The organism is Litorilituus sediminis, from assembly GCF_004295665.1.
In the GTDB taxonomy this organism is placed as follows: domain Bacteria; phylum Pseudomonadota; class Gammaproteobacteria; order Enterobacterales; family Alteromonadaceae; genus Colwellia; species Colwellia sediminis.
The window spans coordinates 1,216,568-1,236,227 of record NZ_CP034759.1 but is presented as its reverse complement, the minus strand read 5'-3'; the positions used below and the strand labels follow the sequence as shown (position 1 = coordinate 1,236,227).

Annotated in this window: 19 protein-coding genes; 2 read left to right on the top strand and 17 right to left on the bottom strand. The window is 40.2% G+C overall.

The genetic code is table 11. From position 1 onward, the window contains the following. Positions 1–63 precede the first annotated feature (63 nt). Entirely contained in the window at positions 64–2,181 is a 2,118-nt protein-coding gene (locus tag EMK97_RS05580) for a GSCFA domain-containing protein (RefSeq protein ID WP_130600189.1), read from the top strand. Here the strand turns inward: EMK97_RS05580 and EMK97_RS05575 are convergent. The 17 genes from EMK97_RS05575 to EMK97_RS05495 all read right to left on the bottom strand — a co-directional run bounded on the left by EMK97_RS05575 (position 2,178) and on the right by EMK97_RS05495 (position 17,803). Continuing rightward, positions 2,178–2,768: a GNAT family N-acetyltransferase gene (locus tag EMK97_RS05575; protein WP_130600187.1), complete on the bottom strand. Its 591-nt coding sequence runs from the start codon at positions 2,766–2,768 to the stop codon at positions 2,178–2,180. The two genes, EMK97_RS05580 and EMK97_RS05575, sit on opposite strands and share 4 nt — an antisense overlap. Positions 2,769–2,792: 24 nt before the next feature. Then, positions 2,793–4,163 (bottom strand): DUF4910 domain-containing protein, encoded by a 1,371-nt coding sequence (locus EMK97_RS05570; protein ID WP_170176724.1) that lies wholly within the window; start codon positions 4,161–4,163, stop codon positions 2,793–2,795. Between the two features lies 1 nt (position 4,164). Continuing rightward, positions 4,165–5,220: a formyltransferase family protein gene (locus EMK97_RS05565; protein ID WP_130600183.1), complete on the bottom strand. Its 1,056-nt coding sequence runs from the start codon at positions 5,218–5,220 to the stop codon at positions 4,165–4,167. A 2-nt stretch (positions 5,221–5,222) separates the two neighbouring features. Then, positions 5,223–5,984, bottom strand: a complete 762-nt coding sequence (gene hisF / locus EMK97_RS05560) for an imidazole glycerol phosphate synthase subunit HisF (RefSeq protein WP_130600181.1) — start codon at positions 5,982–5,984, stop codon at positions 5,223–5,225. Beyond that, positions 5,977–6,600, bottom strand: coding sequence for an imidazole glycerol phosphate synthase subunit HisH (hisH, locus tag EMK97_RS05555; protein WP_130600179.1), 624 nt, complete (start codon positions 6,598–6,600; stop codon positions 5,977–5,979). The genes hisF and hisH overlap by 8 nt, the downstream gene beginning before the upstream one ends. Before the next feature lie 23 nt (positions 6,601–6,623). Beyond that, positions 6,624–7,808, bottom strand: a complete 1,185-nt coding sequence (locus EMK97_RS05550) for an N-acetyl sugar amidotransferase (protein WP_130600177.1) — start codon at positions 7,806–7,808, stop codon at positions 6,624–6,626. Positions 7,809–7,908: 100 nt separating this feature from the next. Beyond that, positions 7,909–8,592 carry a PIG-L deacetylase family protein gene (locus EMK97_RS05545; protein ID WP_130600175.1) on the bottom strand — a complete coding sequence of 228 codons (684 nt, stop codon included), beginning with the start codon at positions 8,590–8,592 and terminating at the stop codon, positions 7,909–7,911. Then, the gene (gene pseI / locus EMK97_RS05540) at positions 8,582–9,655 is read right to left on the bottom strand and encodes a pseudaminic acid synthase (protein WP_130600173.1); all 1,074 of its coding nucleotides are present in this window, start codon (positions 9,653–9,655) and stop codon (positions 8,582–8,584) included. Before pseI ends, EMK97_RS05545 begins: the two co-directional genes overlap by 11 nt. Before the next feature lie 4 nt (positions 9,656–9,659). Beyond that, a complete protein-coding gene (locus tag EMK97_RS05535) occupies positions 9,660–10,349 on the bottom strand; it encodes a formyl transferase (protein ID WP_130604391.1) in 690 nt (229 codons plus the stop codon). Then, the gene (locus EMK97_RS05530) at positions 10,339–11,004 is read right to left on the bottom strand and encodes a formyltransferase family protein (RefSeq protein ID WP_130600171.1); all 666 of its coding nucleotides are present in this window, start codon (positions 11,002–11,004) and stop codon (positions 10,339–10,341) included. The genes EMK97_RS05535 and EMK97_RS05530 overlap by 11 nt, the downstream gene beginning before the upstream one ends. Further along, entirely contained in the window at positions 11,005–12,120 is a 1,116-nt protein-coding gene (gene pseG / locus EMK97_RS05525; RefSeq protein WP_130600169.1) for a UDP-2,4-diacetamido-2,4,6-trideoxy-beta-L-altropyranose hydrolase, read from the bottom strand. Positions 12,121–12,132: 12 nt separating this feature from the next. After that, positions 12,133–13,422 (bottom strand): aminotransferase class III-fold pyridoxal phosphate-dependent enzyme, encoded by a 1,290-nt coding sequence (locus EMK97_RS05520; RefSeq protein ID WP_130600167.1) that lies wholly within the window; start codon positions 13,420–13,422, stop codon positions 12,133–12,135. Continuing rightward, positions 13,415–14,197 (bottom strand): cytidylyltransferase domain-containing protein, encoded by a 783-nt coding sequence (locus EMK97_RS05515; RefSeq protein WP_130600165.1) that lies wholly within the window; start codon positions 14,195–14,197, stop codon positions 13,415–13,417. Before EMK97_RS05515 ends, EMK97_RS05520 begins: the two co-directional genes overlap by 8 nt. A gap of 1 nt (position 14,198) precedes the next feature. Continuing rightward, a complete protein-coding gene (locus EMK97_RS05510) occupies positions 14,199–15,095 on the bottom strand; it encodes an aldo/keto reductase (protein ID WP_130600163.1) in 897 nt (298 codons plus the stop codon). Between the two features lies 1 nt (position 15,096). After that, complete coding sequence (gene pseC, locus EMK97_RS05505; RefSeq protein WP_130604390.1) at positions 15,097–16,251, bottom strand: UDP-4-amino-4,6-dideoxy-N-acetyl-beta-L-altrosamine transaminase; 1,155 nt, start codon at positions 16,249–16,251, stop codon at positions 15,097–15,099. Beyond that, positions 16,248–17,249, bottom strand: coding sequence for a UDP-N-acetylglucosamine 4,6-dehydratase (inverting) (gene pseB / locus EMK97_RS05500; protein WP_130604389.1), 1,002 nt, complete (start codon positions 17,247–17,249; stop codon positions 16,248–16,250). The genes pseC and pseB overlap by 4 nt, the downstream gene beginning before the upstream one ends. Positions 17,250–17,494: 245 nt before the next feature. Further along, on the bottom strand, positions 17,495–17,803 hold the full coding sequence (locus EMK97_RS05495; RefSeq protein WP_130600161.1) for a hypothetical protein: 309 nt from the start codon (positions 17,801–17,803) through the stop codon (positions 17,495–17,497). 244 nt (positions 17,804–18,047) lie between these two features. Here EMK97_RS05495 and EMK97_RS05490 point away from each other — a divergent pair, with 244 nt between their 5' ends. Next, entirely contained in the window at positions 18,048–19,559 is a 1,512-nt protein-coding gene (locus tag EMK97_RS05490; protein WP_425462182.1) for a sigma-54 dependent transcriptional regulator, read from the top strand. Positions 19,560–19,660 lie beyond the last annotated feature (101 nt).

Here is a 19,660-nt window from a genome sequence, read left to right as displayed (position 1 = left end):
ACTATTGCTTACTCTTAACTTAGCTTAAGGTAGTCAAGTTATTATCAAACTGGGAGTGATATTATGTCTGGAAATGAGTTACGACAAGAAGAGTTAGTAGTTGGTGATTATACCTACGGTTTAATGCCAAATGCCGATAAAGAAGTATACAAATTATTTGAACACCAGTTTGGTTATCAAGACACTATTCAACGAGCACGTGCTGCTTATCAAAGAGAATCAATAGCAACCCCACTTGCTGATAATCATATCCATGTTTTAAGAAATCACTTTCCGCCTGAGCTTTGTCAGTCGTTAATTGAGGAATATGAAAATAATAGTACTGGTATTCAACACCCTTCGGTACTTGAAGTACTATTACCCCAAGTTTTTAATGATGCCTTAGATGAACAAATTCGCTCTTACTTTAACAGTGAATACTGTATTTTTTGGTGGTCAATTTATAAAGTTGAAAACCACAATGAGCAAGAGTATTACTATACAAAGTGGCATTGTGATGGTGGTCCTGAAAACCACTTAAAAGTAATTACCTATTTAAATGGTTATGAAGAACATGGTAGCGATACCAGCTATCTAGATATTGAAGCAAGTAATGCCCTGAAAAAAGTGGGTTACTTGTTTAATAATATGGAAGATAGAAGCACAGATATTTCGCCGTTATGTCAACATTTTGATATAAACTTCAACCCGCAGTCGGTTAAGCCAAATACTGGTGATACCATATTATTTAATCCTAACCAACTTGCTCATCGAGCTATGCCGCCTAAAGTGGGCAAGCCAAGATATGTGCTGAACTTTTGTTTACTACCGAGTGAAGTTCATTGGAAAAAAGTGGTGGAAGAGTTTTTCTTTCCTGCCTATGAATGCCAAGACTTTAGGGACTTTGCTGATATAAGCAAGCGAATCACATTACAAAGTAAAAAGCGCCAAGCTCATATTGAAGTAGCACTTGGTTATCAAGTGGAAAACTTTGAGCATGTTGAATTTTTGCTAGCCAATATCATTAAAGATTTATCAACGGCGGTCTTTGTTGCTAAGCATATTCAACGACAAGATCCTAACTTAAGCGAATGTGAAACCGTTTTCGCGTTAATGCGTTATGTTAAAAAGGTGATTTTAGCACAATTATCTGCTGAGCAAGTGATGGAGCCACGATGGTTATCTGCTCTATCTGATCTTGCTGACTATGAAAAAACGGTTATTGACAGCATTGGTCGTTACGCTGTTAACAATAAGCCAGATCCACTTGCAGTATTTTGGCCTAACCCTAGTCATGAAAAGTACCCACAATCTAAGTTTGATATGCTGCCCTTTGTTAAAAAGCACCCCATTATGGATATGGATACGCCAATAGGCTCGGCGGGTAGTTGTTTTGCCTTTGAAATAGCAAAGTATTTTCAGCAAGAAGGCTATAACTATGTCATTACCGAGCGTAATGACAACCCTTATTCAGGAGTGCAAGTAGATGGTTATCAACCTGGCGATACTATCGCCAAATTTTGTGCTAACTATGGCATTTTATTTAATACGCCAAGCTTTTGTCAGTTGGCGGAGAAGGCATTCGGTCAAAGAAGCTTTAATAAATTGTTATTTCAATCGCCAACGGGACATTATTTAGATCCTTATCGCGAGAATGTTGTCTTTAATTCACCGGAAGCCTATTTGGCTGATTATGAGCAACATATTGATGCAGTTAAACAAGCATTTCTACGTTGTAAGGTATTTGTGGTGACGTTAGGGTTAAATGAATGCTGGCAGCTACAAGACGGTACGGTAATGTCTCGTAACCCACGAGAAAACATGTACCACATGGTGAAGCATAGAACGCTAACGGTGGAAGAAAACGTTGCTAATATCCAACGCTTTTATGACATTATTAAAGCTCACAACCCTGATTTTAAGCTGATAATTAGCGTATCTCCGATTCCGTTTTTAGCAACGGGTAGGGCAGATGAACAGCACATCATTAGCGCGAATTGTCATTCAAAGTCAGTGCTGAGAGTCGCGGCAGATCAACTGGTTGCCAGTAATGAAGATATGTACTACTTACCTAGTTATGAGCTAGTGACTGAATGTATTCAAGATGCTTGGGAAGAAGATACCCGCCACGTAAAATCAACGACCGTGGCTAAGGTTGTAGGCATGTTCAAAGAAATCTTTGTTAAGCAAGAAGAAAGCTAGCTAATAGCAATTGGTATAACGTCTATTTGTACAATTTTGTCTGCTTGATTGTTAAACAGGCAAACTTGTACTAAATCACAGGGCTTACCATTAAAAGTGTAATGGTTTGCTAAAACGCCATCACTGACATAACCTGCCTTAAGAAAAGCCTTAGTACTGCCTACATTGGCTTTATATGCACCAGCACAAAGTTTACGTAATTTTAACTGCTCAAAACTGTATTGTGAGATAAGTGCAATGGCTTGCGTGGCTATGCCTTTGCCCCAGCTGTCTTTATCACCAATAAATAGGCTCACATCACCAATATTATGATGGGGGTTAATGGGACCAATTTTTATATTACCTATGTGCTTATCGTTGCTTTTAAGGCGAATAGTAAACAGGTGCTCGTTAGGGTTCTCTAATATGCCTTTGATAAAACCGATTACGCTTGCTAAGTCTTGTTGATAAAAACGAGTTTCCAAATACTGGTTAACAAGTGGGTCATTGAGCCATTGCACGTATTCGTCGCTGGCATCGTTTTCACTAATGGTTTGAAGATAGACATCGGCTATGGCATTACTGGTGATCTTTATTTGCTTAGTCATAACGGCTCTTTGCTACTTTTTAAGTTAGTTATTTTCTTTTATTAATAAGTTATTCTCTACCCACAATTCAAGGTATTGATAAACCCCTTCAACAGGTAGCTGATATTTTTCTGCCAATTGCGCAACATTTTGTTTGGCTTCTATCTCTCTTGGCAAGCAGTTCATTAGCGTATTCCAACGGCCAGACAGTGAGCTATAGTCAACGCCAGAGCTGTCAACTTGCGGTATTGACTTATATAAACCGTAGGCCGATAAACACACTAAGCCGTCAAAGTTACGTTGATACGTTTGCTGATACTTAGCCTCAGTGGCAATGTTACCGCTTTCGCATAGATATTCGTTAGGAGATGAAACAGTACTTTCATTTTTTTCATAGCTAGCAATAATATCTAGTACTAAATCAACACTATCTTGCAGTGCTTGTTCGCACAGGGTCTCTGGGGTATCTAAATCAGTGTGATATTGCTTAAATGGCCAACGGGTTAATGAAATGGTTGGAATATTAAAAGGTGGTGCTTCAAATACGGTTTCATCGTTACCGTAAATGGTGCGAAATGCACCTTGCTCAAAGGTTTGATAGCGCTTTGTAAAGGCATTCTGTGCCGCTAAATCTAATGCACTATCATCATTGTAGCTACGCTGTAAGCGCATATCAGCTTTATTACCCACTGATTTCAATAAGATACAACCAGTTAATTTTTCTCTTTCCTGTTTTGTTAGCTCATTAAGCCAAAACATCGGGCCGTGTAATTCAGGGGCAATAATGACGCGGTAACTGTATTTTAGTTTTGCTTGCTGTTTTAGCGCTTGTATTACCCTGATAGCAACGGCACAGCCAGAAATATCGTCATTGGCTTGAAAGGGATGACAATTGTGACCATTGATAATGATGGTTTCATCACTTTGCCCCGGTAGAAAGTAGTCCAATACTTTCATGGTACTGGCGCTATTTTTGGTTTCTAGTATTACTTGATAATTACCGCTTGGTAAGTTTTGCTTTATGTTATCTGGCATGCAAAGCGCCCAGCTAATTTCATTGGGGCGATATAAGTTTTGCCATTGATAGGGTATTGCATCAGGTAATTGTTCACAGCTGATAAGATGTTGATTAAGCTCGGTTAACGATAGCTCACCGCTAAAGCTAGGTGAAAGGATAGCAACACCTAATGGTGATGTGCAGGCATCATAGATTAACTGCTCGTTGTGAAATATTTGCGCCTTAATAACGCGCCAAGCATCAGGAATATACCAACCATTAAGGCTTTGATTTGAGGCGTATTCATGTACAGTAAAATTAAGCTCAGTTTGGTAAACGGGTATTGATTCATCGTTGCCTGAGCCGGTTATCGAGTAGCTAAAAGGAAACAGCTTTTCAACTAATGATAAAACACTCATATTAATCCTTAAAGCCTGTGCCATCGATAACCACTTGATAACTTAGTGCTTGCTCAAGTTCAGCTTGCGGTGTGTGTAATCTCATACCTTCTTTTAATTGATTTTTTACGCAGTTACCTTGCTCATTTTCAATACTTATCAGTTCAATAAAGCCATCTGTTGCGGCAACAACAATACTTGTGGCGGTTTTACGTATTATTAAGCCCTGAGCAAACGGGTGCATCGGGGCTATTAGTTGGCCTGTTTTACTGTATAGCGTAATGAGCTTAACAGCTTTTAAACGTACCTTTTGGCCATCAATAAAGGTTGCTGCACCTATATAGGGGGCACTAAAGCCCTGAATAAAAGAGACAATGTCTTTCGCCTGCCATTGCCAATTAATAAAGCCTTGCTTATCGGTTCGTAGTCTTGGCAGGTAAAGGCGGTGGCTGTTGAGTGTTTGATAAGGAGTATGCTGTAAAGGCTCACCTTGCTTAAACTTTTGAGCGAGAGACGCTATAAACACTTTTCCTTGCGCAACATTTTCTTGAAAGTAATCATCAGGCGTTACGGCATTATCACTGATGGTAAAGTTGTGCTGAGCTAAGATATCACCTTGATCTAGCTCAGTGGTGATTTGCTGGAAAAAACAGCCACCTTCTTTATTGTTATTAAGGAGTTGCCAAGTGTAATGAGCACCACCTAAATAATGCGGGATAGGAATGGCGTTGATATTAAACATACCAAAATTAAATTGCTCAATAATATGTTTTTGAAACACCCAAGCAGGGCCAAAACAAATAGCCATGGCTTGTGCTGGAATGATGTGATTTAACTCTTGCGCTGTTAATTGATTAATATCTGCAGTGCTATGTAAAGCAATACTATTTTGCTGACAAAACTTCGCTAGGGTGGTAGCACTTAGAACTAATGGCTCATCAAGGTGACGAAGTGCGGCAATAATGCTTACTTGGTAGTTTAGTTGGCGAAATATTTGCGCGCTCGCCAGCATAAGGTCGCCACCACCAATTAATACGATATGTTTTAATTGGGCAAAATTACTGGTTGCTTGGCTCATAGTTACACCTTTTTAAACGCAATATTATAATTTGTGAGGTAGTTTTTCGCGCGAATGGGGTTACTGTCTGAAAAGTTGAACAAGCTACCACAACCGAGTGCGCTAACATCGGTTTCAATAAATGCTTCACGTAAATGCTGATAATCACCACTGCCACTACAACCTATAACGGGCACATTAGCAATTAGCATGACTTGTTTTAACAGCTCAATATCAAAGCCTTGCATCATGCCATCATGCTCAATTGACTGGATCATAAACTCACCTGCACCGGCTTGTTGGCAGTTCTGTATATGTTCAGTTAGGCTGATATTTTCCAGTGTTTTTCCGCAGTGGGAATAGACTTGGTACTCACCTGAAGTTGAGCGTTTAACATCTATGCTAACAATAACGGCTTGCTGGCCAAACTTATCGGCAACTTGGGTGATTAATTCGGGCTTGCTATAAACGCTAGAATTAATAATCACTTTATCAGCACCTTTATTAATAAGATAACTGGCATCGTCAAAGCTATTAATACCACCGCCGACGGCAAGTGGCATAAAGCTTACTTCTGATATTTGCGTGATTAGGTTAGCTAATTGCTCTAGGCTTCTGTTGTCACGGTTTATATTAAGTAGTACCAGCTCATCCGTGTACTGAGAGTTGTAGACGCTAGCGCTTTTTACTGGGTCGCCAACATTGCGCCAACTGTCAAATTGACAGGTTTTTACTAGCTGCTCATCAAGTAGAAGCATCATAGGAATAATGCGTTTTTTAAGCATGAAATTCACCGTCCCATTCGCAAAAGTTTTCTAATAGCTGCATACCATTTTTTTGGCTTTTCTCCGGGTGAAACTGCACGCCTATCACGTTTTTATTGCCGGCAACACAGACTAAATCACTGCCATAATCCGTTGTTGCAATAATATTATCGCCGCTGAGACACTCCATATGGTAACTATGGACAAAGTAAAAATCTCTCGTGTCTTTGATATCGGCAAAAACAGGGTGTTCTTGGGTAAACTTGACTTCATTCCAGCCAACATGAGGTACTCTTAGGTTATTGCTATTTGGGATAGCTTTAACTTTAGCGGCAATGGCATCAAAGCCCTTACATAGGCCACCTTCTTCACCTGATGTTGCTAATAGCTGCATACCTAAACAAATACCTAAGGTTGGTACGCCGCGCGCGATAAGTGCTTGTATTGCAGGCACTAACTTAAGTTGCTCAAGGCTATGCATAACAGCAGAAAAGTTACCGACACCAGGCATAATAAAATGAGTCAACTGTTCTAGCTCTTCAGGCTTGCTAACGAAAATGGGATCGTAACCATTTTCGTAAACGGCATTATAAACAGACTGTACATTACCTAGGCCGATATTAAGTATTCCAATCATGTAGTTAACTGCTTTCCTATTTTCTATACTGGGTTTTTAAAGATAATACCGCGATCTTGTTCATCTTCGCGATACCAACGATCAAAATCATCAGTTTTGGGCGCATATTCCATGCCTTCAAAGTCAGGCTTAAATGGCGGTACCACAGTTTTAGCAACAATGTGGTTGAATTGATCTTCACTAATGCCTAAGTATTCTAAAAATAGCGTTAACGACGGTGGTTTTCTGCCTTCATAATCAGCAATTAATTTATCTGCATACTCTTTGGCAATTCGGCCATTACGTAAATCTAGGGCAGTCATTTGACTTACCCGGCTATAGCCACGTTTAAGGTATTTAATGTAATCACGCATGCCTTGCATAGAACACTCGATTTTTTCATACGAGTATTCATCCCATGGCATACCTTCAACTTGATCGCCACGCCAACCTAGCTCTTGTTGAATTATTTTGGTGTTTTCTTTTACATCCCAAGGAATATATGAGCCTAAACAAACCGATTGATACTTTAACTTTTTCAAGTCTCTTAATTTAGGGTAGGTGTAAGGTGTTAACTCTCTTGGATCGCATTGATAATCATCTTTTATCATAGAGTACATATCTTCGGCAGTAATACCTAAGTTGATAAAGCGATTAAAGCGTGTTTCATCTACTTGCTCTATTTCGTCATCTTCATAGTTGTAATAGGCGGTGTACTCAGAGGATGGCTCACCCCAAAAAATGAGTGGTACTTGGTATTTTAAGGCAATATGCATAGGGTAGGCGAAAATACCAGTATGACAATGCCAGCAAAAGTCACCTTTGCGCACTAAGGTTTCTAACATTAACCGTTTTACTAGCTTCCAGTTTGGCGTAAAAGATATTACGTCAACACCGAGCTTTTTAAAGGTTCTGCGGTTATTTTCCATTAAGGTATCGCGCATAAAACCATGATTAAACTGTACAACTAAAGGTCTGATTTTATAGTGTTTAACTAAATACCATAAGGTATAGGTTGAATCTTTACCGCCAGAAAAAGGTAAGATGCAATCGTACTCATATTTTCCACGGTGTTTTTCGATTACTCGAGATAGCATTTCAGCACGTCGTTGCCAGTCAATTTTTTCATCCTTAAACTCTTTTTGACGACAAATATTACAAACGCCGTTTTCATCAAACTCAATGGTTTCGTAAGTTTCTGGCAGGTTACACGCGGTACATTTTTGCATAGTTCATTTTCCAGGTACGTTTTATTCTTTATAGGCAAATATTTAGCAAGTTAAATGCCATTTTTATTGCTGTTAAGCTCAGCTTAACTTAAGTGCTCAGCTATTGCGCAAGTATTCTTTCCACTTGAAAAGCTTCTGCTTTTTCAAAACCGTGACTGGCACCGCGTAGTGTTGCTAACGCTTCGATACACTCAAGGCTGCGGCTATGTGGGAAGGCTCTTAATTCTTGCTGATAGCTTTGTAATGCTTGTAATTTTTGCGGCCAAAATTGACTGATATTCACGATATACTGTGGCTTAAAGCTTGGCGCACTGGCTGATTGCCATTCAGTACTAGAGAGCACTTCAAAGGATAATATTTTTTTGACGCTATGGCCTTTAATTGGGCGACAAGCTGTCATCACTGCTTGATGGGTAATGCGATGATCTATATTCAGATCATGGCCAAAGTGGCTATAGACAATGCTCGGTTGAAACTCAGCGATTACTTGCTCAATTTCTTTAACAATACTCAGTAAACTTACGGTATCCATTTGATTATCTGGAAAATCAAAGCATTGGTAGTCGGTGACACCTAAAGCTGTCATCGCGTTAGTTAGTGCTAAAGTGCGCGCTTGGCTTTCTTGAACTGAGCTATTATCGCGTGCGCCAACCCCATCGGTCATAAAGATAACTTTTACTTTATCTTGATTGGCAATGTGTTTGGCAATGGTAGCACCACAGCCAAGTACTTCATCGTCGGCATGTGCAGCGACAACCAATACCCTTTGTTGTTTATTGTTCATCGCCTTTCTCACTGTCGATTAAATCCCAAGAAACAGCTGTTCCTCGCGTGATTGTTTGTGTGACTTTTTTACCTAGCAGTTGCTGAAAATATTTTGGCGCAATGCCATAGCCAGGTCTGATACGTCTAATGTGCTGCTCGGTTATTTGCTCGCCTTTGACTATATCTTTAACAAAGTATAATGAGCGGCGAAACTTCATGCTGGCTTGCTCTACTGGTTTGCGTTCATAGCCTGCTACGCCAAGTGCTTGGTGGGCCGCCTGAGTTTCTTCAACCAAGCGTTTTAGCTCATCTGGTTCAAGGGAAAACTCGGCATCTGGGCCTTTGTCGTTTCTATCTAAGGTAAAGTGTTTTTCAATTAAGCTGGCGCCTAAGGCGATACTAGTCACAGAAACCACAGTGCCTAAGGTGTGATCTGAAAGGCCTGCAATAACATCAAAGCGCTTTGCAATATCTGCTATGGTGGCTAAATTTGCTTGCTCAAACGGAGCAGGGTAGGCGCTAATACAATGTAAAACCACTAACTCTTTACAGCCATTGTCTTTGGCGGTGTTAATCGCGTCTGTTATTTCTTCAAGGTTAGCCATGCCAGTTGAAATGATCATTGGCTTACCTGTTTGCGCAATGCGCTTTATTAGTGGTAAGTCGGTTATCTCAAATGAGGCGAGTTTATAGGCTGGCGCATCAAGCGCTTCTAACAAATCAACGGCTGATTCATCAAACGGGGTAGAAAATAGGGTAATGCCGACTTCTTTGGCTTTGGCAAATAGTTGTTGATGCCATTCAAAGGGGGTTTGCGCCCATTGGTATAAATCATAAAGTTTATAACCATCCCATAGACCACCTTTGACTTGAAAGTCGTCTTTGTCGCAATCTATGGTCATGGTATCTGCGGTGTAGCTTTGAATTTTTACCGCATCGGCGCCACATTGCGCAGCCACTTCAATGGCTTTAAGGGCTTTATCGATTTTGCCATTATGGTTTGCTGATAATTCAGCAATAATATAAGGCTTATGGTTAGCACCAATTTTTTTATTGTCTATGGTAATAAATTTATCTGTCATATGACTATTTTTCTCGTTTACTAATGCTAATTGAGGCGGTAAGGCTATCGTCAGTTAACTGAGCATTTTCAAAGTGTAAGGTAAAATCACCATAGTGTAAAAAAGCTTTTGGGTAACTTTTAGCATCTAGCATTCTGATGACATCATAAAGCTTATCCAAGGATTCATTTCCTTGAATTTCACTTTGCTCAGGTGTTCTTCTGTTAAAGTGTGTCACTGCACCGGTTTGTGGTGTTGGCTCTGGTTGCAGCTCGACTATGCTAGTGATCATTTTTGCGGTAAGTAATGCCGAGCGCTCAAATATTTGCTGGGCGCTGCCTGTTAATGATAACGGACTTTTTAAATAAATAGGGCCAGCGTCTAATTCTTCCGTCATTTTTAATGCCGTTAGCTTAGTCTCTTGGTGACCTCGAGCAATTAAGTTTTGTAAGGGGCTGCCACCTCGGCCATACGGTAAGTCAGTCATATGAAAGCAGACACAGTTAAACTGAGTTAATATCTCTTTAGGAACTATCCAGCTCCAATGGGGAAAGAAGATATATTTAGGTGAGATTTGCCTTAAAAATTGTGGCGTTAGCTGTGCTTTATCTGTGATTAAATGCCAGTTGCCCGGTAAATCTTTACTATAGTGCTTAAAAGCCTCGATATGCCAGTCTTTGATGGTGGCCACGATATAGTGGTGGTTAGGGTTCATCACGAGAGATCTCTAGTTTATATTTAACGCCATCTTTGATAAAAAACGCAGGGTAGTCTTGATTGCTCACCACGCGTAATAAATCGAATTGCTCTGCAATGGAGCGGTGAATATCAAGCTCACTGTCTTTTGGGGTGCGTTTAGGATAATAACTTACTTGACCTTGTTGCGGCTTAGCTGACAGCGTTGAGAAGTTTTCGATAAAATCTAGCGCCATTTTTACGCTGATTTCGCCCTGCTTGGCGCGCCACTCGTCGTGTAATTCATTGCCCGTTAGCCTTATGGTATCTTGTAACCATATTTTTCCTGAATCGGCACTTTCGTCGGCCTCAATTAGGCACACAGGTATAGTGTTTTGTTTGTCTAATATTTGCCAAGCCATAGGGGCAAAGCCTTTGCCTTGAGGCAGGGCGCTTTCATGAATAACTAAGTTGTATTGATTGCGTGCTAAAATATCTTTCGTCAATAAATGAACACAGCCGAGTAAAAAGCAGACATCGCCTTGGGGAATATCCTTGGCATGACGAAGTAACTGGCATTGATAATGCGCAGATAGCTGGTCTACTAACTGCTGAGCATAGGGTAAAATCCACGAATCATTATCGACTAATACCGAGATAGTCTGAAAATGCTTTTTAGCTGGATTAGTTGCCATTTAATTAACCTCTGCCGTTAAGGTGTCTCGTATTATAGATGCCGCTTTTGTCGCGCCTTGACCATCGCAGCTAGCAAAGCATGCTGTAACCATAGCTTGATAGCGCTGTTTATCATCAACTAATTGATAGAGTGCTTGATAGATAACTTCGCTGTCAATATCTTCATGCCAACCTAAGCTAATACTTGCACCAGCTTCGGCTAAATTTTTGCTGATTAAGTTTTGGTTATCGGCATTGATTGTTAACAAGCTAGGTAAGCCTAAGCAGCATCTTTCCCACGCGGTCGCACCGCTGGCGCCAATGGCGATATCAGCAGTTAACATCAGCTCAGCCATATTGTTGCTATCTGTGATAAGTTGACACCAAGTGTGCTGCTGACAAAACTGTTTAAGTTGCTCAAGATGCTTTGATTGACTTGAAAGTACTAAGCTTGCTGAAACCTCTGGTAACGCTTGTCTTAGCTTAGCTAGTGCCAATAAGCCAGTGTATGACAAGTTATCAGGATCGCTGCCACCCATGGAAATTAAAATATTGCTGGCTTTTAAGTTGTTACTGGCAGCTTGTCGGTGCGTTTTGGCGGTGCTGCGGCTTTTAGCAAACTCGTCCCTTAATAACATATAGTCTTGCCCAAGTAATAATTGGCAAGGCTCAGGTGTTAGTGGCAGGTAAGCGCTAGCGGTTCGATTAAGTGTTTGATCAAGCAATAAGTCACAGTCAAAAGCGCGATTTGCTAAATCATCAATGACCATCAACTGTTTGCAATAAGGGCGTAATAGTTGCTGCCATTGCAAATCAATTGCGTAATGATCAACTATTAAGCAGTCAACCGGGCTGTTTTCTTTAAGACAGTTAATGGTTTGCTCAGCATCTTGCGCTTGTGTGCAGGCAAGCCAGGTACTTGTATCTTGCTGAATAACGGTTTGCCAGCCCTTTGCTAATTCAAGTAACTGATAGCCATGGGCTGTAATAATATGGTTGATATTGCCCAAGTGCGTTTTACTGATAAAGCTTATCCGCCAGCCAAATTTTGCTAGTGCATGCGCTAGTGTTAAACAGCGCATAACATGACCATAACCTATTAGTGTGGAACTATCGACGCGAAAGGCTATATGCATAATATCTTGGTGTTACCTTACTTTAAATACCGGCTCTAGTAACTCGCCATGGAACATACTGGCAAAGTTTTCTTGCTTAATGGTCTTGGCAAGTAATGTCAGTACCTCTTGATAAGCGACTAGCAGTGTATCGATATCTGAGGCCTTATGGGCGTAATTTAAGTTATGACCACCGCCAAGCAAGATACCTCGTTTTGCCATTTCTTGTAAAAATAGCGACTTTAATTCAATAGCGCTGTACGGGGCTTTATCGGCAATATTTAAAAATGACCATGCAGGGTGACCCGATTGACTAAGCCAGCTATGGGCATCAAGCTGGTCAATGATGTCTGCTAAACCCGATTGCAGGCGTTCACCCAATTGTTTTAGATGTTCGGTAACCTTATGTTCGAGCATAAAATTGAGCGTTGCTTTCGTTGCTGCTAATGACAAGGTTTCACCTGCAAAAGTCCCCGAGAAAAAGATATCTTCCATTAACCTCATAATCTCTTTTTTACCGACCACGGCTGAAATAGGGTAGCCATTTGCCATACCTTTACCAAAGGTGGCTAAATCTGGGGTAACATTAAACAGCTGTTGCGCGCCGCCCATGCTATAGCGAAAGCCTGTAATGGTTTCATCAAAAATAAGCACAGCGTTATGCTCAGTGCAGAGTGCGCGTACTTGCTCAAGAAAGCCATCTTGCGGAAACTGATGATTCATTGGCTCTAAAATAACCGCGGCAATACTGTCTTTATTGTCGGCAAATATCGCTTTTAATGAATCAATATTGTTATATGCAAAACTATGGGTAAGGGCTTTGGTCGCACTAGGTACGCCTAAATCACGAGTGGTTGAGCCTATATACCAGTCTTGCCAGCCATGGTAGCCACAGACAGCAACATGTTCTTTTTGTGTGTAAGCGCGCGCTAACCTGATGGCAGCTGAGGTTGCATCTGAACCGTTTTTGCCAAAGCGTACCATTTCGGCACATGGAATGAGTTCAACTAACTGCTCGGCTACTTCCATTTCTAGTTTATGGGGCAGAGAAAAGGTCACGCCAGATTTTAATTGTTCAATTACAGCATTATCTACCGCTGGATTACAGTAACCTAATGAAATAGATAATAAACCACTGACAAAGTCAGTATATTGGTTACCATCAACGTCCCAAATTTGGCAGCCCTTACCTTGCTCGATAAATAATGGCGAAACACCTTTAGGGTAAGCAATACGGCTTTTGCTAAAAGTTTGTGAGCCTAAGGGAACGGTTTTCTCTGCACGTGCCAGCAATTTGCTTGATTGCGAGTAATCTCTAGTCATGGTGTTGTTCCTGATCGGCAAGCTCAGATTTAATTAAACCTTCATTGCGTATAATATGTTGATTAAGTTGTCCAAGCTCAGGGTTTTGCTGTAATAAAGTGATGATGTCACTTAAATTAAACGTTGGTTTGATAGGGTAAAGCGCCTGGTATATTTGCGTGATTAACTCAAAATCAACGCCTTCATCGACGGTGAGCCGATAGTGAGATAAATCATTCGGGTGCGTGTAATTTGCGCAAGTAAATATGGATTTATTATTGCGAATATACGGCGTAACATGCTCACGCTCAGAAGGTTTTTTTGCCTCGTGCCAAGCTTTTGTTAACGCGGCAAAGGTAAATACTTCAACATCTAAGCCATCTGGTAACGTGGCAGGGTCGCAATTGGAGCAATAATCCGCGCCGCTTTGATGAAATAATTTAATGACCTTATCAATAATTTCACTATCAATAACAGGGCAGTCACCCGTCACTCGCACTATGGTTTTAACTGTATCATTCGGGTTATTCGCTTTAGCTGCTTGATAATATCTATCTAATACATCATCTAATGAGCCGCGAAAGCAGCTAACATTTAATGCTTGGCATAAGTCTGCAATGCCATCATCACTCTCAAGTTCACTGGTGGCAATAATAAGTTTATGCGCTGTTTTAATGCCTTTAAGCCGAGCTATTTGGTGGCTTAACATAGGTTTGTCTAGAATTGGCAATAGCACCTTACCTGGCAGCCTAGTGGAGGAGGTGCGGGCTTGTAAAATGATTAACGTATCTGTCATATTAATTTGCTTTTGCTGGCCACATACTTGGATTAATAAAAGCTAAACGTTCATCTTGAAGTGTAGCAAGTTCATCAATTGAGCTTTTTAATGCTTGTGCCTGTTGGTATGCCTGCACTATTTCATCTAATTGCTTAACGCTGCATACACCAACGACTAGCTGCTCAATTACATCGAAATAGTTATGCGAGTCTTGTGCCACAATAGCAAGGGCTAAAGTCAGTTTTGAACAGCTTAGCTGTTTGGCTAATTGCTTAAAGGCGATTATCTTTTCCTTAAAAGGGGAAAAGTAGGCGGGCAAGCTATCGGCATCAAAAAAAATTAATCCTTGTAAAAATAAGGAGCGTGCGTGCAACCTTATCTGTTTCTGTTTACAAAGCTTAATGCATTGTGGTGATAAGAAGCGTTGATCAAAGACATTAATCGGCACTTGGGCAATATCAATAGCAAATTGCTTGCTAATTTGTGTTAGCTGGCTTGGCGAGTATAAAGATACGCCAATACGCTTTGTTAGGCCTTGTGTTTTCACCTCGATAAGCTGCTGGTACAGCTCTGCTTTATCTGGGTGGCTAATAAGGTTATCAGCCTGATGAAATAATAACGCCGAAAGCCTAGGTTTTTGCAGTTGATCTAAGCTTTGCTTAACATAGGGCATGATTGAGGTTTGCTCAGTCGTTAATGCCGGTACTTTAGTTATAATGTCAAAGTCTTGTACATCGGTAAGTTCGCCAATGACTTGTTCGCTATTGCCATAAGCTGCAGCACTATCTAAGGTTTTGATGCCCAGTTGTTTAGCGTGCGTTAATATGTCTTTTACTTGTGCTTTTGATATTTGCCCATGCTGGTTACTGATGCCGTAATTTAAGCCAAACTGAACTGTTCCTAGCGCTAACTTCATGCTATTTGATCACATTTAACAAGGTTTCTATGATGTAGTCTTGCTCTTTCACCGTTAGCTGCGGGAATAAAGGCAATGATATTGCTCTGTTGTAGTACTCTTCAGCAACAGGAAAGTCACCCAGATTAAAGCCTAAGTTTTGATAATAGGGCTGAGTATGAATAGGAATATAATGTACGTGAGCAAAAATATTATGGTCACGCAAGGCACAAATTACTTGCTTATGTTTGCTTTTATCTAACTCAGGTAATAGCACTATATATAAATGATAGGCTGAGTAAGCATCGCTTTGCGGCGTTAATGGCGTAATAGCGCTATGATTAAATGCCTTATCGTAATAGCTTGCTAAGTTATTTCTCTGCTCAACAAATTTTGCTAATTTACTGCTTTGGCTTAACCCCAGCGCCGCTTGTAGCTCTGTCATACGGTAATTAAAGCCCAGCTCAATTTGCTGATAATACCAAGGACCGTGGCTTGGCTCTGTCATTTCATCGCTTTGATTGGTGATGCCATGACTACGTAAGCGTTGCATTTTACGCGCTAATTCTTGGTTATTGGTGACGGCCATGCCACCTTCTGCACTGGTAATGATTTTCACGGGGTGAAAACTAAAAATAGTGATATCACTAAACTGGCAACTACCTACTGGGTAACCTTGATAACGAGCGCCTATGGCATGAGAAGCATCTTCAATTAAGGCAATATTGTATTGCTTAGTCAGCTGTTTAATTTTATCCATTTGGCAAGACTGGCCTGCTAAATGAACCAGAATAATCGCTTTCGGTAGCGTATTGTTTTTTTGTGCTTGTGCTAACTTCTCGGTGAGTTTTTCAGGTGAAATATTGCCACTGTTGATGTCGATATCAATAAAATCAACGCTAGCACCACAATAGAGTGCACAATTACTAGAGGCAACAAAAGAGATAGGCGAGGTCCAGACAATATCACCTTGGCCTACACCTAAGGCTAAACAAGCAATATGCAATGCTGAAGTGGCGCTATTACAAGCAATGGCATATTTAGCATGGCATTGTTTGGCGATTGCACTTTCAAACTGGCTAACAACTGGCCCTTGGGTGATATAGTCAGACTTTAACACTTCGACAACACGTTGAATGTCGTCTTCACTGATATCTTGTTTGCCGTATGGGATCATAGACATGCTTGTTTATTAAATTCTTGAATTTCTTTAATGGTTAAGTAATGCTCATTGTCACGAGAGTTATATTCGAACGCTTGCGTAACAGGTTTACCTTGCTCATTAATGGCATTGACGGTGAAGTCATTACTACGGCTTGAGAAAATGATACTCGGAGCAATAACAAAATGATCATCATATTCAAAGGTATGATAGGAGTCATCTGCAGGGCACATCACTTCGTGTAGCTTTTCACCTGGTCTAATGCCCACTTCTTTTTGCTTAAGATTTGGTGCCATAGCGGTGGCAAGATCAGATATCTTTATTGAAGGAATTTTCGGGACAAAAATTTCGCCGCCAAGCATACGTTGGAAGTTCTTTAAGACAAAATCAACCCCTTGTTGCAAGGTGATCCAAAAGCGAGTCATCTCCATATGGGTAATAGGTAAATGATCGCTACCTTCATTAATGAGCTTTTCAAAGAAAGGTACCACTGAGCCGCGCGAGCCGACCACATTGCCATAACGAACGACAGCAAAGGTGGTTTCATGACCGCCGGAAATATTATTCGCTGCGACAAATATTTTATCTGAGGCCAACTTTGTTGCGCCATATAAATTAATCGGGTTAGCTGCTTTATCGGTTGATAGTGCGATAACCTTACTGACATTATTATTCAGTGCCGCATCAATGACATTTTCAGCACCATTGATGTTAGTTTTGACACACTCCATAGGGTTGTATTCAGCAGCCGGAACTTGTTTCATGGCGGCAGCATGAATAACAAAATCGACACCGCGCATAGCACGGTTAAGTCTTTCTTTATCGCGTACATCACCTATAAAATAACGCATGCATGGCTGATTAAACACTTGTTGCATTTCAAATTGTTTTAATTCATCACGTGAAAAAATAATGATTTTCTTTGGCTTGTGGTGCTTTAGAAGTGTTTCAACATATTTTTTTCCAAATGAGCCTGTACCGCCAGTGATAAGGATACTTTTGTCATCAAACATTGTTGTCATGAGCCATCTCTCGATTTATTAGCGCTATGGTTTTCAATACTGTAGCAAATTTAATGAATTAAGTTAGCAAATATTGTTCCTTTGTTAATAAATTTATTGATTTGGTTGAATTTTTCAACATTTATAGTCATTGAAATAGTGTTTTAATCATCTCAGAGCTAGTTAGAGGAGAGAGAACAACAAAAGTACTCAGTTGTTTCTGGTAGGTTAAGTAATTAGCGTTTAAACAATTTGCGTTAGAGCAGCTTGGCTATTTGCTCATATAGTTCAGTTGCTTGGTTGTTGGTTAAATTACCAACAGATTGGCTTTTGCCTATGGTAGAGCTGACGCGAATCATATCGTTGGCAATCTCGCGGTTAGTAGCGGCTGATAGTTGTGATTCTTGCTGTTGTATTTCAGCCCCTTGCTTGGAAATGGCAATAGTATCAACGACTAATTTTTTATCGACATCACTAATATTAGCTTGTTGACTAAGCGCTTTACTGGCGGTAGTTAACACCTTATTGATAGTGCTATTACTATTTAAAGATACCAGCTCTGACATAGATAAACTCCTTCAATTGAGTTTATGTTCATATGTATAAGTTTAGCTGTTCCTGTCTGTTTTTTAAACAAAAACAGATGTGCATTGTTTTGCTAACGTATGAAGCGTCAATTAATTGCCATTTTGGCTGTTTTTTGTAAAAAAGCGTCAACTTTTTGTTGCTATAATATCAGTAAACGCTAAGATTGAATTGTCTAACAAAATTAAAAACTTGATTCCTTTACGAGCAAAGAAGTTACAGCTTATGAGTGATATGTCATTGATAAACGGACACAAACAAATTCTAGTCGTTGATAACGATAATGCCAGAGCGCACCAAATGGCAACGGTATTGTCCTTTGTTGGCGAGCACTTTACCTTGTGTTCACAAGAGCAGTTAAGTGATTATTTAAAACAAAGTGATCATTTAATTTGTGTTGTGCTAGCGGGTGATATTTCAACTGCAACGGCAAAACATATTAAAGCTCAGCCAAGTTTACCTTTTCTATTACATGATGTTGTGGATGCAAACGCATTAAGCCAAAACGCGAATGTTTTGGGGTTACTTTCTATTCCTTTAAATTACGCTCAGTTGACCGAGTTGGTTCATCATTGTCATCAATATCACAATAAACTACCAAAAAAAGGCAATAGGCTGGCAAGTAGTGCTTTATTCCGCTCGTTAGTTGGTGTGAGTGAGCCGATGAATCAGGTACGCTTTTTAATTGAACAAGTGGCAAAAACCCCAGCAAGCGTTTTGGTATTAGGTGAATCTGGTACAGGTAAGGAAGTGGTTGCTCGAAATATTCACAACCTATCAGATCGCGCTGATAAAGCCTTTGTGCCTGTGAACTGTGGTGCTATACCGGCAGAACTACTCGAAAGTGAGCTTTTTGGTCATGAAAAAGGCGCTTTTACTGGTGCGATCTCTGCAAGAAAAGGTCGTTTTGAATTAGCAGAAGGCGGCACCTTATTTTTAGATGAAATTGGTGATATGCCACAGCCTATGCAAGTCAAATTGTTGCGTGTACTTCAAGAGCGTACTTTTGAGCGTGTGGGTGGCAGCAAAAGTTTAAAGGCTGATGTCCGTATTATTGCGGCAACACATCAAAACCTTGAAGAAATGATTAAAACAGGCGATTTTCGCGAGGATCTGTTTTATCGATTAAATGTTTTCCCAATTGAAACGCCTTCATTAAGGGAAAGAAAAGAAGACGTACCTTTATTATTGCAAGAGCTATTAACTCGTTTTGAGCATGAGCAAGGTAAAACAGTTCGCTTTACTGAGAAAGCGATAGAGTCATTAATGGAACACCCATGGTCAGGTAACGTTAGGGAGCTTTCTAATCTTATAGAGCGTATGTTGATCATGTATGGTGAACAAATCGTTGATGTTGCCGAGTTACCATTTAAGTATCAGCATATTGACGTTGAGGCTTATCAACCGGAATACCCAGAAGAGTTACAAGAGCAAGATGCTATTAATGAATTATTTGCTGGCTTTGATTATGAAGATGAGCAAAATATTGACAGTGAGCCTGCTGAAGCGTTAACGCAAGATGAGCCGATTATCAGTCAAAGTAACGATAGTGCTTTGCTGCCTGATGATGGCATTAATTTAAAAGAATATTTAGCCGATTTAGAAATATCTCTTATTAAGCAATCACTTGTTAAGCATGATTGGGTCGTTGCTCGAGCGGCGGAAACCTTAGGTATGCGCCGCACCACCTTAGTCGAGAAAATGCGTAAATACGATTTACAAAAACCACAAGAATAACCCCATCTTTCGCCAACGATGCCAGTGTTTTGACACAGTAATAGTTTCTATCTTAATGAAATAAAACAAAAAAATGCTGGCACGATAAATGCTTTTTAGTA

What these genes read in the sequence shown, in the direction of transcription:
- EMK97_RS05575 (WP_130600187.1), bottom strand. Translation starts at nt 2,768, where the DNA reads ATGACTAAGCAAATAAAGATCACCAGTAATGCCATAGCCGATGTCTAT.
- EMK97_RS05515 (WP_130600165.1), bottom strand. Translation starts at nt 14,197, where the DNA reads ATGACAGATACGTTAATCATTTTACAAGCCCGCACCTCCTCCACTAGG.
- hisF (WP_130600181.1), bottom strand. Translation starts at nt 5,984, where the DNA reads ATGCTTAAAAAACGCATTATTCCTATGATGCTTCTACTTGATGAGCAG.
- EMK97_RS05565 (WP_130600183.1), bottom strand. Translation starts at nt 5,220, where the DNA reads ATGAGCCAAGCAACCAGTAATTTTGCCCAATTAAAACATATCGTATTA.
- EMK97_RS05580 (WP_130600189.1), top strand. Translation starts at nt 64, where the DNA reads ATGTCTGGAAATGAGTTACGACAAGAAGAGTTAGTAGTTGGTGATTAT.
- EMK97_RS05510 (WP_130600163.1), bottom strand. Translation starts at nt 15,095, where the DNA reads ATGAAGTTAGCGCTAGGAACAGTTCAGTTTGGCTTAAATTACGGCATC.
- pseI (WP_130600173.1), bottom strand. Translation starts at nt 9,655, where the DNA reads ATGACAGATAAATTTATTACCATAGACAATAAAAAAATTGGTGCTAAC.
- EMK97_RS05490 (WP_425462182.1), top strand. Translation starts at nt 18,048, where the DNA reads ATGAGTGATATGTCATTGATAAACGGACACAAACAAATTCTAGTCGTT.
- EMK97_RS05520 (WP_130600167.1), bottom strand. Translation starts at nt 13,422, where the DNA reads ATGACTAGAGATTACTCGCAATCAAGCAAATTGCTGGCACGTGCAGAG.
- pseG (WP_130600169.1), bottom strand. Translation starts at nt 12,120, where the DNA reads ATGCATATAGCCTTTCGCGTCGATAGTTCCACACTAATAGGTTATGGT.
- EMK97_RS05530 (WP_130600171.1), bottom strand. Translation starts at nt 11,004, where the DNA reads ATGGCAACTAATCCAGCTAAAAAGCATTTTCAGACTATCTCGGTATTA.
- EMK97_RS05495 (WP_130600161.1), bottom strand. Translation starts at nt 17,803, where the DNA reads ATGTCAGAGCTGGTATCTTTAAATAGTAATAGCACTATCAATAAGGTG.
- EMK97_RS05545 (WP_130600175.1), bottom strand. Translation starts at nt 8,592, where the DNA reads ATGAACAATAAACAACAAAGGGTATTGGTTGTCGCTGCACATGCCGAC.
- pseC (WP_130604390.1), bottom strand. Translation starts at nt 16,251, where the DNA reads ATGATCCCATACGGCAAACAAGATATCAGTGAAGACGACATTCAACGT.
- pseB (WP_130604389.1), bottom strand. Translation starts at nt 17,249, where the DNA reads ATGTTTGATGACAAAAGTATCCTTATCACTGGCGGTACAGGCTCATTT.
- EMK97_RS05550 (WP_130600177.1), bottom strand. Translation starts at nt 7,808, where the DNA reads ATGCAAAAATGTACCGCGTGTAACCTGCCAGAAACTTACGAAACCATT.
- EMK97_RS05570 (WP_170176724.1), bottom strand. Translation starts at nt 4,163, where the DNA reads ATGAGTGTTTTATCATTAGTTGAAAAGCTGTTTCCTTTTAGCTACTCG.
- hisH (WP_130600179.1), bottom strand. Translation starts at nt 6,600, where the DNA reads ATGATTGGAATACTTAATATCGGCCTAGGTAATGTACAGTCTGTTTAT.
- EMK97_RS05535 (WP_130604391.1), bottom strand. Translation starts at nt 10,349, where the DNA reads ATGAACCCTAACCACCACTATATCGTGGCCACCATCAAAGACTGGCAT.